The sequence below is a fragment of the Candidatus Thiodiazotropha endoloripes genome, from assembly GCF_001708965.1.
Classification (GTDB): domain Bacteria; phylum Pseudomonadota; class Gammaproteobacteria; order Chromatiales; family Chromatiaceae; genus Thiodiazotropha; species Thiodiazotropha endoloripes.
Genome location: NZ_LVJW01000003.1, coordinates 2,291,354 through 2,306,902 on the forward strand (window position 1 = coordinate 2,291,354; position 15,549 = coordinate 2,306,902).

Sequence of the window (15,549 nt, forward strand, 5' to 3'; positions counted from 1 at the left end):
GTATGAATACCAGCGCGGTCAGCTTGCCGATAAATTCCAGTAGTTCAAATATGACATGGGTCGTAAGTCTTCAGCTTATAATGGATTACCACTGACGATATCACTGACAAGTCGCCTCATTTCAATCATAGATCAGCTTGGTCCAGGAATGGTGAATTTGTCACAAATAAGCTGTTTATAATGCCATAGGAAGAAAATTCATAACATGAAACACTGACTCTACCTCAAGAGAAGGAACAACAATCAAGGAGAGGAGGTGTGCATGAATATCCTGATGACACATGCAGCACGCTATCCCTGGTTTATCATTACTCTGCTAGGTATTGTCACCTCGATCGCGCTACTCCAACTGCCTGAGTTAAAAATAGAGATTTCTGCTGATGGGATAATGGTCAACGACCCCCAGGCCCTATCCCTGTATGACACAACCGTCGAAACCTTTGGCAGTGAAAACGCTACTATGATCTACCTGGGGGATGAGCAATTACTGACTTCTGACAATCTGGCTGCTATACAGAAGGCGGCCGGTAAGATAGAGGCCATAGCGAGTGTTTCGGAAGTAACCAGTCTTTTCTCCATGAGATATCTTCGCACTGTGGAAGGTTACATCCACACAACCCCCTACTTCCAGACGATACCTGAAACAAGTGCTGGAATCCTGTCAACAGCCCGTGCCGCCCGTTCAAATCCATTAGTTGAAAGAAATCTACTCTCCAATGATGGCAGCGTTATGGCACTTAATGTCTTTTTCGATAAATCAGAGCGTAAAAGCGGATTTGATGAAAAGATAGCCAATGAACTGGATCTTGCGTTGGCACCACTGAAACAACGTTTACAGCAGGTATTTCATATCGGTGATCCATCCATTAGAACCGGAATATCCGAACAGATCAGGCGGGATCAAAAGATCATTTTACCGATGGCGTTGCTGGTATTGATTCTCACTCTCGGCATAATGCTGAAACGATTCACAGCAGCGATGATTCCGCTTCTCACAGCCACTCTGAGTGTGATATGGATCCTGAGCATCATGGCCGTACTGGAAATACCGGTCAATATCATGACCTCAATCGTTCCTGTGATACTGATCATCGTGGGTTCCACCGAAGATATTCACCTAATCTCAGAATACCAGTCAGGCATTGCCAAAGGTCTTGACGCAATCGATGCCAATCATCTTATGTCCCGACACATGAGCACAGCGATAATGTTGACATTTGTCACTACCTGCCTTGGCTTTCTCTCCATCACACTCAACCAGATCGACTTGCTACAGCAATTTGGTTTGGTTGCAGCGGTTGGCTTGATGCTGAACTTCATTATTACCATCAGTCTGGTTCCGGCTTGCCTGCAACTGACGACTCCACAGCCCCTGACAGAAAAGCATGAACGTGCCTACGGTTTTTACAGATTAGCGTTACGTATATTTGGCCATATCTCCAGCAAACCAAAACTATACATCTCTATATTGATGGCATGTATTCTGTATAGTGGATACTGGGCAAGTAGTATTGAAATCAACAACAATGTCATGGACTATTTTGACTCCACGTCAGAATTACCCTTACAAGTAGATCTACTGCAGCAGAAACTCTCCGGTATACATGCTCTGTCTGTTGTTGTCAGCGGCGGTAAGGATGCATTCCTGAAGCTGGACAATTTAAAACAGCTTCAAAAAATACAACAATACATAGAAAGTTCTCGTTTATTCGACAAAAGCTTCTCTTTCGCAAATTATATGGCCGTTGTTCACAGTGGAATTGACGGGGAACTGTCGGATACCCCCTATCTACCGGATAGTGATGATCAGATCAGCAATTATATGGCACTCTTGGGCCATACCAATGCCAGATCTTTTGTATCACCGGACTATAGTCAGGCAAGAATCATTATCAGGCACTCAATCAACTCATCAAATCAGCTTAACCAGGCAATCGCCGCCATCCACTCGTTTGCCAGGGATTCGATTGATAGCGATCTCACTATTCAGGTTACAGGTGAGAGTTATCTTAATAGCCAGGCAGTTGACTATATGGCAGACGGGCAACTTCGTTCGTTATTGCTTATGCTGATCATCATATTCAGCATAATCAGTCTAATGCTGATGGATGTCAGAATTGGATTGGTTGCTGTGCTGGTCAATCTCTATCCAATTAGTATGTTGTTTGGATTGATGGGATATTTGAAGATCCCACTCGATACGGGAACCATCATGATTGCCGCCATAGCGCTTGGTATCGGGGTTGATCATACCATGCACTTTATAACACGATATCAACGTCTGCTGAATAATGGCCTGTCTATAACAGATTCAATCACCCAAGTCATCCGTCATGAATCCCTGCCGATCTACTCAACTGCACTGGCCTTGGCGATGGGATTTGCAACCTTGGCATTGTCAACTTTTCCACCTGTTGCGTTATTCGGTCTTTTAAGCGCACTGGTCATGCTATTGGCCCTGTTAGGCGCCTTCGTTATCACACCACTTCTATTGAGCTGCAAATGGATCAATAGTCGGCAAAGTGGGCTCGTGCAGGTAGTGACATTCAAACGATCATAGAACGCGAAAAATATTGTTCATGTCTCCCATTTGCAAGAATTGGGAGAATATCCGCAACCTCTTTGCCTGTCGAGGGGGAAAACTGGTGGCCAAATACACTTCAGAAACCCGTCTCCCGACCTCATTCCCCAGTTTGCGGCTGAGAAAATCATCAGGAGCAATTCTAAACAGCTTTATATGCAGCGAAAAAGACAATCAAACTTTGATCACTAACAGGCCTGCGTTGCGACTCCGGCATACAAGCTGAACTTGGGATACTATCTCCAACTGGGAAAAAACCATCCTCTTCCCAGTCGAAATTATCTTCAATATGAACGCTTTGCGTATCTGCTGGGAGCACTGGCAAACAGTAGCTGATCATATGTACCAGTTCTGTCAATTCCTGCAGGCTGGGTACAAGGCTGTTTACATGTTAATCAGTTGCCTACCTCTCTGCATGAATCTGGTGACCAATGATCAAGTTACTAAAAATCAGCCTGATTGACGTTTTTTAATGCTCAAGAATGCGAAATCATGTATAAGTTTCTGTACAAGAGTCGAAAAATCTATAGATATCGACATTGTGGAAAAAGGAGGGAGCATGGAAAGTTATTCGCTTTTCGAGATTAGTGAAGCTGCTCGAAATCAGGCAGTTAAATGTTACGATTGCCATGCCTGCCTTGAAGATCCAGAGTTCGAAATATGTAGAGTTGATTTCCATATCGAAGATGCCTCGGTGATTCTTTCAAACAGCAACCAATGTAGAGATTGTGGATACGGTCAACCCTTTGCGGATGGACATATATGCACATGTCCTATACGTCAGGAACTTTACATTCGGCATGGCGTTTAATCTTAACTCTGTTGAAGCGCAGTTAAGATTCACGAGCGGGTGGTAAATCCAATCCCGTATAGTAGCAACTGTTTGATCTCGGTATTGAGATAAACAACCCTACTCTACTCTGTCAGCCTACAGCGGTCATTCCTCAACAAGCGGCACAACGAGAACCGGTATCTTACATCGGCGGATTATACGCCGCGTGGTATCGCCAATGACAGCATCCTTTACCGATGCTCGGTTCCCATGTTTGCTAAGCACCAGTAAATCGTATGCCCCTGTATGGGCCTCCTCAAGAATTTTCTCCAGAGCCCCACCATTTTTGACCTTCACTTCATAGCTCAACACCGGCTGCTCAGGTTGTTCAGAGATGCACTCCTTACAAAACTGCTCAACATTCCTGATCGCAACATCATCCCTTTTCCGGTTGATCAGTATCTTTCTGGCATCATCCAAGCTTCTGCTCACCAGTTCCTTCCACAAGTCATCGCCCATATAACTCGCCAGGCTTTGCAGGTCTCGGTCGTCCACTACGTGAAAAACAGTCAGTCCGGAATCATTGTAGCGGGCAATGGTTGCCGCATGCAGAAATCCCTCCCGTCCAGACTCGGACAAGTCTGTCACGTAGAGAATTTTATTATATTCGATCTGTTTTAAACGGTTTGATTTCGACATCATTTTATCCTCAAGTGGTGGCCGGCTTTTTACTCTTGAGCCAGATTCCACTTAGGAACCAGCTATAAGCCCAGGTACCAAAAAACACCAGTACAAAGGTCACGGCGATATCTGTTGCACTTCCATCCAGGGAGAACGCGGGAACGTATCCGAATATAAACGGCGCCAGATAAAGGAACTTGGCGAACTTGAAGGCGATCCATGCAGTTGCCCACATATTCGCCTTGGCGATTGTCGCACCGGCAAAGGCTGCAATACAGACCGGAGGCGTGATATTCGAGTCCTGCGACAGCCAGTAAACAATCATATGTGCAGCAAGTGGGTTAATTCCCAGTTCAGTCAACGCCGGAACCGCGACCACCGCAGTGATCAGATAAGCGGCCGTGACGGGTACACCCATACCGAGAATCAGTGAAGCCAGGGCAATAAACAGTATAGTGAGCCACAGCTTTCCGTCCGCCAGTTCGATAACGATATCAGCAAAGGTCAATATCAGGCCGCTATAGGTCAGTACACCAATGATGATGCCGATCACGCCAACCGTTGCACCAATTTTCAGACTGGACTCTGCTCCGGCTCGGGAGGCATGCACGAATCCTTTCAGATCAATACGGGTATTTTTACGAAACCAGCTGACAACTATACAGGTAACGATGCCGAGAATTGCCGAGTAGCCCGGTGAATAGCCCGCCAGCATGAAAATTGTAATCATGACCAGCGGTAAAATATAAAACCACTCCTTTTTCAGGATATCCGTTGCTTTTTCCTTACTAGGTTCACCGACGATATTTTCCTTCTTAGCCTCGTAATGCACCATCATAAAAACGCTAAAGAAATACATCAGCGCAGGGAATATCGCCACCAGCATGATCTGCGAATAGGGCAAGCCGGTCAGTTCCGCCATGATGAAGCCACCCGCCCCCATAATCGGCGGCATAAACATGCCACCCAGGGATGCAGCCGGTTCTATGCCACCTGCCACATGTGGACGAAATCCTGCTTTTTTCATCATCGGAATGGTAAATGCACCGGTGGAAACCGTATTGGCAATGGCACTACCCGAAATCGACCCGAACAATCCGGATGCAATCACCGATACCTTGCCAGGGCCACCAATCTTGTGGCCTACCGCTGCCAGCGGGAAGTCAATAAAAAATCTCTGCGCACCACTTTTCTCCAGGAATGCGCCAAAAATCACAAACAGGATGATATAGGTCGCCAGCACGTTGGCCATGATGCCGAAGACACCATCACTCTTATAGAAAATGCTGACACACAACAGTGGAAAGGTGTCTCCCGCATGCTGAATCACTTCCGGCACCCATTCGGAATCACCATAGACCCCGAACAGCAACATAATGGTACCTATTACCACGAATATCGTACCTACCACACGGCGGGCAACCTCGATACCAACCAGCACACCTGCTACTGCAATCCAGGTATCCAGTTCGGTCTCTGCACCGGCACGATAGTTGATGGCCTCAAAATTCAGTATCCAATAGCCTAGTGTAACTATGGCTACCACCATCAGTATGTAGTCCCAAATGCGCCCGTAGATACCGCCCCAATTGGAGCGGTAAAGCAGAAAAACCAGGATATAGGTGATAATGACGTAAACACCACGATGGAACTGTGTAGCTGCTGGCTCCAGTACTGCGGAATAGGAATAAAACAGCACCAGACCTATGGCCATGGCATCGAATGCCCATTGCTCAAACTTGTTCAGTTTACTAAACAGCATGCCCCACCCTCTTTCTTTGTGATTATTTTGTTTTGAAACCTGCCCCTGTTAAAAAAGGGCGGGAGTAATTCCCGCCCTTTGGCTAGGTCGAGTATGGCTTACATCATGCCTTTTTCTTTCCAGAACTTGATCGCACCAGGATGCCAAGGAGTCACCACACCTTGGGTACCTGTCTCCAGACTCATGTTTTTGAAGGTTTTTTTCTGCTGCATCATGTGCGCCAGACCTTCATCGGTATAGATCGCTGAGAGCATCTTGTAAACCGTATCATCTGAAACGTCTTTGTTCGCCACCCACAGTGCAGAGTCCTGGAATGATGGGGAGTCGTAATCAACGCCACGATAAGTACCGGCAGGCACTGAGAGTTGGGAGAAGTAGGGGTACTGGTCAAAGAAACCACTCTCCTTGGCATCCTTACCCAGGTCGATCAACTCAATGTCATTGGTCTGCGCCGCCATGATCACAGCACCACTTGGGAATGCGGTAAACAGCCAGAACGCATCCAGCTGGTTGTTACCGAATGCCGATGCGGCATCGTTGTAACCCATTGCATTACGCTCAACCTTGTCCCAAACACCCATATGGGTGAAGAACAGCTCACAGTTGGCGAAAGCACCAGAACCTGCATTACCGACACCGACCTTCTTTCCAGCCAGGTCCTTGGTACTCTTGATACCAGAGCCCTTGCGAACAACCAGCTGTGCAGGTGCACCATACAGCCAGGCTACCGCCATGACATTTTCGTACTTCTTGGTATCGTTCTTCATCTGGCCGTTACGACCCAGATAGACATGTCCGGAATAGACCGTTCCCATCTGCGCCTTGCCGGAATTCACCTTACGCAGGTTTTCCACTGAACCGGCAGATGACTGAGCGCGAACACGGAAATCCTTCGAACTCTTGATCGGTTTGTAAACCTGGATAGCATTGGCGACAACCTGGAAGGTACCGCCTGCCGGGCCGCCACTGAAGACGACGCGCTCTTTAGCCGCCTGTGCTGACATCGGTATTGATAAAGCTGCTGTCAGTAAGGCTACACTACTGGTTAAAAAGACTCTTCTTTTCATTGATCCACCTATTTATTTTCTATTGATTGGGAAATTGACTCGATAAACTCGAGCAATGAAGAAAGGATAGTCGCAAATGTCACGCCAGTTCATAATGCAAACATCAATAATTTTTAAATCACTGATTTAAAAGAGAAAAAAAATATTGTAAAAATACAGGCCTTCAAGCAGATTGGCGGAATTCCACCCATCTGCTTGACAATCCCTGGCGGGAACCCGAAAAAGCATTGCCTTGCGTGATTACTGGTATCGTTGGTTATCCAGAACGTTTTTATACAACTTGTCATACAGCGTCATTCTCGGTAACCAGAACAACACCACCCAGTCCTTAACCACTCCACCCGATCTTGATAGCGCTTGTTGAGTCAAGGTGGGGTCAAACGCTTTGACATTTAGGATTTAGGAATGGATGTCTTGCTTTAATGTTTTATCGCACCCCCGTACTGAACATTATAGTGAATGTATGAATCCAAAAACAATCCAGTCACAGCACTCTGTAGATGATCAGTTGATTAGCTGCTGTGCCAGAAGTTGTACCGGGTGCATCAGCTGGCATTCAAAACCGGCATCGCGAGCCCCGCTCATAAGGTGCAGTGCGCAGGTATGGTTGGTTGTAATCAGTATCTCCGCCCCACTCAATGAGAGGGCGGCGATCTTCTCATCTCTGATTGGATTGGCCAGTTCCGGCTGAGTTACCATCTTTGTACCCCCGGCACCGCAACAGATCTGATTATCGGCAAGGGGTGTTATCCTAAGGCCGGGAATCTTTTCCAATAATCGATAAACCAGAGTTTGAGTTTTCAGCGCATTGCGTTGACTGCACGGTTCGTGCACGACAACCTGCGTCTGCAGTGTTTTGAATTTCAGTTGATGGAAACGATCGCTCTGTTCTAAATAGTCCAGAACATCGAGGAATGATGGTAATTCATGCGGATTTTTTTCCTCGCTCGCCATGAGTGCCGGATAATCATTCAGAAAGGCGCCACAGCCGCTTGAGTTGTAGATGACAGTACTGGAATTGGCAAAGGCGGTCAGATTCTGTTTCAAGCAGGCTTTTGCCTGACTCATCTCTCCATTATGGGCATAGGCAGCACCACAACAAGTCTGATTTTCAGCCACAGTCACGTCACAGCCAATCCGGGACAGTAGTGCGATGGTCGCATTGTGAGTATGTGTATCAAACAGATTGGCTATGCAACCGGTAAACAGGGTTACTTCCCTCAGGGGCTGATCCACCTGAGTTTGTGTAAAACCGGCAACCGGCTGTGGGTTGTGAGGTGTTGGGAGCAATACCAATAGTGGCTGAATGCTTTTCAGTAACGGTAGCTTGGCCAACAGCGCAAGGAGTCGTGGCAATCCACTGCGCTGATAGATGCGGATCGAACGATTCAATCGTCGACGGGTCGTCTCACCTCCCATGGCCAAAGCAAGTATCCATGAAACCAGCAAGCTCCTGTTTGGCTTGAAATGATCACCCTCAAGCGCCTGCCGGTAGAGTTCAGCAAACGCCATTTTTGACGGGCATACGGTTTCACAGGCTTGACACAGCGTACAGGTTGCCAAAGCGGCCTGCTCATTCACGTCAAGTGTCTCGCCTCTTCGTACCGCTTTTTCCAACAAGCGAATTCGGCCACGAGGGCCATAGTTTTCTTCCGGTCTGATTCGATATGTCGGACAACTGCCAACGCAGACACCGCAACTTAAGCACTCTTGAGTATCCGGGATATAAGGACCGAGGGATTGGTTATTATCGAGCGAAATAGCCTCGAAACCATATTCGGTGGAAAAAGATTCAAAACCAAAATCATTCAAATGCCTGCACCTCAAGTAATGTCATAGGAGACCCGAAGCAAGAACCACACCACGATTCTATCTAATTGTTTTTATTATATTTTATTATTGTTACGGCACATGTTTCAGATGGGTTGCCTCAACCTTGATCAGACGAATTGTCGCAAAACAGACAACGACTCAGTGTTGGGTTTAAAGTGTGTGTCGTTAATCTGGTGTTATCTGATCAACGAACGCATCTGGAGAAGTGACGGTGAAAGGGTTTGGTGCCTTCCATCAGGATCTGCTCAAACACATCAACGGGATGCGTGGAGCTGTAGCCGATGATGAATGAAGTTTAGGACACCCGCAGGAAGAAGCTTGGACACCCGTAATGCATCCTTATATAAGCAAGATAACTAGGAGTATTGGCGTGGTTGGCTAGGAGTTTTCATAGGTAGCAGTTTTTTAAGCAAATAGTCAGCACATCACTTCATGTTTCGATAAGATCAGCGTTCATGTTCTCCCAAGCTATCAAGCGATTTCTACCGGTTGTTTTGGCATGATAAAGCGCCTGGTCAGCACGATGAATTGACTCTTCGATAAATATTTCGTTTGATAAAGCTGTCATGCCAAATGATGCCGTAATTCGCATTTCTGTTTTTGTGATGCCTGAGATAATCAGATTTTCAATACCGCTCCTCAATCTCTCGACCGCACAATTTGCTGTAATCAGATCTGTACCGGGCAAACAAAGCAGGAACTCTTCTCCACCATAGCGAAACACCATATCGAAAGGACGGATACTGTCTAAGATGTATCTGATGACACTCTTCAACACCATGTCACCTTCCTGATGACCATGCTTGTCGTTGATTTGCTTAAAGTGATCAAAGTCCATCATGGCGATACTGCATGTAAACGCACTCCTTTTAACCAGCTCATGTTGTCTTCGTAACTCTGTCAGCATGCCTGACCGTGTACGTGCGCTTGTCAGGGAATCCACATTAAACAGGGAATCCTGCAACTCACGCTGTAAGCTCATTATCTGCATGCGAAGACGCTCAACGGACTTGGAAAATTGATCGTACTTATCAACCTTCGAAACAGTGGTATCCTGACACTCTATCAACAACTGCGTAGCAAGATTATGCATATGATGGTGCTCTTTCTCAATGGCATTGAAGCCATCGTGACGCAGAAGGATTTCATCATCCAATCGATAATACCACTTGCCAAATTCACAGTTCCGATGCGCATCCGGTAAAAGATCCACCGGTTTGCAAGGTACGCGACAGGCAAGAGAGCGATTTACGTTTTGAAACCATATTTGGTGATTTTCTATAGCACGATCCAACTGCTCAATGATGTATTTTATCTTTTCATGACCCAGTCTAAACATAGCCCCATCTCCAATACAAAAAACTTCGCTCCAATCAGTATATTCAATTGTTATTTGTCATGAGTATTATAAACAAAAAAACAGGTAGTAATAATCTCTATGAATGATACACAGAGACCGGTTCTGGCATTCACTGTCATGATGGCGGACTACTAAGCGGGACACAGCCGTAATATAAAACTCAGTGACTGGTCCAAAGCGACTGCTAGCACCGTACAAGGCAAGAAATGGGATCACATATTTGAATTCATGCGAGCCAGGTGATTGTTTATCTGTTGAGGTAACAGAGAGGAACCCCGCTTCATATTGACCTGTGATCAACAGCCGCTTTTGAGCGTAGCAGGTGACTGTAGATCGCCACGGCCAGTCACTAAAAGACTTGGCGATCATTGCCTTACGTGGTTATATAGACTACATCTTCCCAATCACGTAATCCGCAGACGCTAATGAACAGAGTCTTTTCCAGTGTTCAGCTCGATGAAAGCGGTACAGTTTCGGGTCTTCGAGACAGCTTGCAGTCAGCAATCAATCAAGGCGCGAAGGGGCTTTTACTGCTGATAGGCAGTGCCAACAAGATCGATTTCAAACAACTCCCAAATCTGTTGCGTGAACTTGCTATACCCGCTGTGGGAGTGGTTGTTCCGGGCGTGCTGCTTCAGGATCAAGTTTATGAGGATGGGATTGCAGTGTGTGGCCTTACATCCACGTCAGCAGCCACCGTGGTGCCCGATATCAACAGATCGGAGCAGAAGCTCAATCACGATATACAGCAGATACTGAGCATGAACCCCAACCCCTCGGGGGTGTTGATCGTGATTGATGGTCTCTCCCGGGGTGTGGATAATTTTGTCACCACCCTGCACGACTGTATCGGGCCTGATGTGCAGGTCATAGGTGCCGGTTGCGGCTATAGAGATTTCTCTCTGCAGCCGAATCTGATCACTGCCGATGGTTTGCTGTCGAATGCGGCGCTACTGCTGTTCACCACCATGGAACTGGTGACCAGTGTGAGCCATGGTTGGGAGCCTGTAGAGGGCCCGTTTCTGATCACGGACGCCTCGGACAACCAGATTCAGCAGATCAACTATCAACCGGCCTTCCCTTTTTACCTGGACATTCTCGCCCAACACCTAGGACGTGCGGTGGCGGTTGAGGAGTTTGCGGCATTGGCGAATCACTATCCTTTTGGTATGGCTCAATTGGACAGTGAGTTTCTGGTGCGTGACCCGGTCAATCGTGTGGGGAACGCCATTGTTTTTGCCGGGGCCGTTCCGACCAATGCCATGGTCTATCTGTTGCATGCCAGCCCGCATGATCTGGTGGAAGCCGCAGGCAGTGCTGTCACTGATCTGCGTGGTCGTTTCTCCTCCCGGTATGGCCAGGAGACAGGCTTGAATGTGTTTTTGATCGACTGTATCTCACGCCGCATGGTACTGGGTGAAGACTACGGTGATGAGTTGGCAATCATACGCCAGCATCTGCCGAACAACGTCTCAGTATTGGGTATTCTCTCCATTGGGGAGATAGCCAACTCCCATCAGGGAGGGATTCAGTGGTTGAATAAGACGACCGTAATTGGGGGCCTGGCCTGATGAGCGATTCACGCCAGATCGACACTCTGAACCTGATCTCCATTCAGCATGAGTTGGCGATGAATATCGGCGTTGATTCTCAACTGGTACCGATGGTACGGCATCTGATGAAGGTCTGTCTGCGTCGTCTTTCCGTGCGCCGCGCTTATCTATTTCTGCGTCTTGACGATGATGAATTACTGCCTGTCGAAGCTTGCTCTGGACCCGAGAAGAGTGTCTTTTTTGCCATGCCAGCTGACCATCAGGCTGAAATTCTCGAAACACCGCAAGTGGGTGAGTGGATTGTTGACTTCTTCCGTGGGGAGTTGACTTCAGTGGAGGTGACTGTATTTCAGTTTGGACGACAGTTTGTCTATGCCTATCCACTTGCCGACAACGGCGTGTTGGTACTCGACCGTAGCAATACCCCGCTGCCGGATATTCTGGTGGGTGCACTGACTCCGGTATTCGAGCGCTTGCGTCAGGGTTGCGAAGCCGCCATCAAACACGAGCAGATCATCCATGAGGTGGAGCGCAGGAGGGTCGCTGAAAGGCGTATCGAGCACCTTGCCTTTCATGATGATCTGACCGGGTTGCCAAATCGAAGACATTTGCTCAAACAGCTGAATCAACTGTGCGAAGTGGGTGGATCAGGTCAGGGTTACTGTGCGCTCATCTATTTGGGCCTGGATAACTTCAGTGACATCAATGAGTCTCTCGGATATCAGATTGGTGATGCCGTGCTGGGCGCCATCTCGAAGCGGATTGTTATTGCCGATGAGAAACTCGCGGCATCCGCTCGACTGGATGGGGATGAGTTTGGTTTTCTGATCACCGACCTGTCCGCTGAAGAATCAGCGGCAAGCGAACGTGTCGTGGCATTGACCCGCTGGCTTTTGCTACAGATTGAGCAACCCTGTGAACTCGATCAGCGCACAGTCACTGTTGCCGCCAGTGCAGGCATCGCCATTTTCAAGGCTGATGACGATCAGCCTCAGGCGGTGCTCAGTCATGGCCGTTCGGCACTTCGCCGTGCCAAATCGCTAGGCCGTAATACCATTCATCTGCATGATACCTCGTTGGATGAGGAGACCAGTCACCGTCTGAGTCTGGATTCCGATATGCGCTCGGCACTCAAGTCCGGTGATTTTCAGCTCTGGTTACAACCCCAGGTCGATCAACTGGGCCGGATGATCGGGGCTGAAACCCTGATTCGATGGAACCACCCGGACAAAGGACTGCTATTACCCAACAGTTTCATACCGATGGCAGAGAAATCCGGTTTCATCGTGCCGCTGAGCGAATGGGTATTGATTGAAGCCTGTCGACTGATCAGGTTGCTGAATGCACAAGGTACCTGGCCTGCCGGGGCGAAACTCGGGGTGAATCTCAGCGCAAAACAGTTTCATCAGCCCGATTTTGTAAATCGAGTCCTGACGACGATCAAGGAACGGAATATCTCGGCAGAACAGATCGAACTGGAACTGACTGAGCGGACTCTGCTTGATAATGTAGAGGAAGCGATCGAAAAAATGCAACGGCTGAGAGAGGCAGGATTAGAGATATCCATAGATGATTTCGGTACCGGTTACTCTTCGCTTGCTTATCTGCGTAGATTGCCCATCAATCGGGTCAAGATTGATCGTGCTTTTGTCGCCAACATCGATTCCAGTACGGATGATCAGGCCATAGTCGAAGTGATTATCTCGATTGCGCGGCATTTCGACATGCAGGTGATTGCCGAAGGAATTGATCGGCCGGAGGCTCTGCAAACCTTGGTGGCGATGGGCTGCCACCAGTTTCAGGGTTACCTGTTCCATCGGCCAATGCCTCTGGAATCATTTCTGGCATTGAGCTAGGGTTTATCAGCACACTTGAAAGTGTTGACTTGGCGGCCCTGATCAGCTGCACAATCGTTTGCATTTAATTCGATGGGATTGTTCTGCTTCAACATCCAGACGGTGTTTACGATCGACTTCATAATCGGCAATTGCCTTCGAACCAGACCACGTCTGGTGTAGAAAAAGGGCTTTGACCCCTTTAATCTTGCTTTAATCAAAATCCGGCCTATTGCAGAGTTGTTTCGCCTGCCGACAGGATCAGCATCTTGTCGAGTTCAGTAACGATTTGGTAGCTGGAGTGCTTGATCGTATCGACGAAATGCCACTCCGCTTCGGCCCTGTCGGGATTGAAGGTAACAACCATATAGCCACGTTCACGAAGATTGCAGTAGTCGAGATCGCTGACCATCTGGGTGAGACCTGTTTCGTTGGCGCGGGCTTCCTCGACGGTGGTAAAGTTCAAGTACTCCTCCAGACCGGGGGATGTAACGGAAGTGGTGGCGAACTCGATGCCCACTGTATCACCAGCTGCATCGGTGAGGCGGCCGGCCCAGGCGTTGTGAGTATCGCCTGCGAAGGAGATCAGGTTCTTCTGAGCCGCTTTGGCGTTGGCCAGGATCACCTCCCGGTCATAGGCGTAACCATCCCAGGCATCCAGGTTGTAAGGGATCGAAGGACTCTCGAGATAAGACATCTGTAACGGATCGTTGACTATGGCTAGCTGCTCCTCAGTCATGCCGGCAGCCAGCAGCGCGGCAGGATCAGAGCCGTCGACACCATTCGCCACCAGGGTCTGATAGGTCAAGGCGGCGGTGGCGATTACACCATACTCGGCGAGGCTGACTGTTGGCGCCAGCGGGTCCGGAGTCAGCGTTACAGCTGGCAACAGCATACGCATCATCAATACCTGCTGGCCCATCACCTGCCATGTGGCGGTGGAATGATTCATACGGTCAGTGAGCCAGGCGATTTGCTCTGCGCCGAGCAGGGTCCGCTGGCTACTACTTACATCCTGAGTAAAGGTGGCGGCATCGAAATCACCATTTGCAGGATCTATGTAATCTGCATAGTCGAGTTGCAGATCTCGACCGATGATTCGGGTATCCAGCATCATCAGGTTGACCAGGCTGCCGAATTCGAACTGGCGGTAGATTCGTCCCTCTGAATCGGGAGTCAGGGGGCGTAACGGCAACCACTCGAAATAGGCCTGGATGGCAGCCTGTTTGCGAGCTTCAAAGCTACCCTCAGTGGCGTCATCGTGATTCTCCGCACCTGTAATATAGGTATCGTTGGCCACTTCATGGTCGTCCCAGACGACAATGAACGGGTGTTTGGCGTGGGCGGCCTGCAGGTCGGGATCACTGCGGTACTGTGCATAACGGGTGCGGTAGTCAGCAAGCGTTAGCAGTTCACTTTCAGGTTCCACCTGACGCCCCAGGGTTTCCGCATCCTCGCTGGCATACGCCGGGGAGCCATCACTATCGGTACGACCATATTCGTAGATGTAGTCGCCCAGGTGGACGATGGCATCCAGATTGTCTTTCAGTGACAGTTCACGGTAGACGTTGAAGTAGCCTGCCGGATAGTTGGAGCAGGAGACCACCGCCAGGCGAACCTGGGAGACTACATTGAGCGGTAGTGTCTTGGTACGTCCAATCGGGGATTCGGCAGTGCCCGCCTTGAACCGATAATAGTAGCGCCTGTTGGGCTGCAGCTCCTGTACGTCCACCTTTACGGTAAAATCCCGCTCCGCATCAACCTGTGTGTAATCCTCATTGACCAAATCCTTGAAATTTCTGTCGGTTGCCACCTGCCAACTGACGATAACGGCCTCATCTTCATCTTCTGCAGGTGTCACGCGGGTCCAGATCACCACACTGTCGTGCTGTGGATCACCGCTGGCGACACCATGATCGAAGCTGTAGTCACCATCCTCGTGATTACAGCCGTGCAGGCCTGAGGAGGTGATCAGAACGGTGGAGTAAGTGCCCAATTTTAACAGATCCCGGCGACTGATTTTCATGCTGATGGCTCATATGGGTGGCGTGAGGAAGCACGCGATTCTAATCAGTGGACATGAAATATTTATGTCATTCCGGCGA

General features: G+C 48.6%; 9 protein-coding genes. 3 read left to right on the forward strand and 6 right to left on the reverse strand.

The genetic code is table 11. The features are described 5' to 3' along the window. The first annotated feature begins 262 nt into the window (after positions 1-262). Positions 263-2,560: an efflux RND transporter permease subunit gene (locus A3193_RS10280; RefSeq protein WP_069014640.1), complete on the forward strand. Its 2,298-nt coding sequence runs from the start codon at positions 263-265 to the stop codon at positions 2,558-2,560. Positions 2,561-3,518: 958 nt separating this feature from the next. Here the strand turns inward: A3193_RS10280 and A3193_RS10285 are convergent. The 5 genes from A3193_RS10285 to A3193_RS10305 form a co-directional block, all read right to left on the reverse strand. Continuing rightward, on the reverse strand, positions 3,519-4,052 hold the full coding sequence (locus A3193_RS10285) for a universal stress protein (protein WP_069006735.1): 534 nt from the start codon (positions 4,050-4,052) through the stop codon (positions 3,519-3,521). Between the two features lie 10 nt (positions 4,053-4,062). After that, a complete protein-coding gene (locus A3193_RS10290) occupies positions 4,063-5,796 on the reverse strand; it encodes a TRAP transporter permease (RefSeq protein WP_305782018.1) in 1,734 nt (577 codons plus the stop codon). Between the two features lie 98 nt (positions 5,797-5,894). Then, positions 5,895-6,863: a TAXI family TRAP transporter solute-binding subunit gene (locus A3193_RS10295; protein WP_069006736.1), complete on the reverse strand. Its 969-nt coding sequence runs from the start codon at positions 6,861-6,863 to the stop codon at positions 5,895-5,897. Between the two features lie 504 nt (positions 6,864-7,367). After that, entirely contained in the window at positions 7,368-8,690 is a 1,323-nt protein-coding gene (locus A3193_RS10300) for a heterodisulfide reductase-related iron-sulfur binding cluster (protein ID WP_083218670.1), read from the reverse strand. A gap of 436 nt (positions 8,691-9,126) precedes the next feature. Then, a complete protein-coding gene (locus A3193_RS10305) occupies positions 9,127-10,035 on the reverse strand; it encodes a diguanylate cyclase (RefSeq protein ID WP_069014642.1) in 909 nt (302 codons plus the stop codon). 446 nt (positions 10,036-10,481) lie between these two features. Between A3193_RS10305 and A3193_RS10310 the strand changes: the two genes are divergently transcribed. Beyond that, positions 10,482-11,627, forward strand: coding sequence for an FIST signal transduction protein (locus tag A3193_RS10310; protein WP_069014643.1), 1,146 nt, complete (start codon positions 10,482-10,484; stop codon positions 11,625-11,627). After that, positions 11,627-13,465 (forward strand): putative bifunctional diguanylate cyclase/phosphodiesterase, encoded by a 1,839-nt coding sequence (locus A3193_RS10315; RefSeq protein ID WP_069014644.1) that lies wholly within the window; start codon positions 11,627-11,629, stop codon positions 13,463-13,465. Before A3193_RS10310 ends, A3193_RS10315 begins: the two co-directional genes overlap by 1 nt. A gap of 208 nt (positions 13,466-13,673) precedes the next feature. On the opposite strand, the gene A3193_RS10320 is transcribed toward A3193_RS10315, so the two are convergent. Beyond that, positions 13,674-15,470: an alkaline phosphatase D family protein gene (locus A3193_RS10320; protein WP_141694612.1), complete on the reverse strand. Its 1,797-nt coding sequence runs from the start codon at positions 15,468-15,470 to the stop codon at positions 13,674-13,676. Positions 15,471-15,549: the final 79 nt, after the last annotated feature.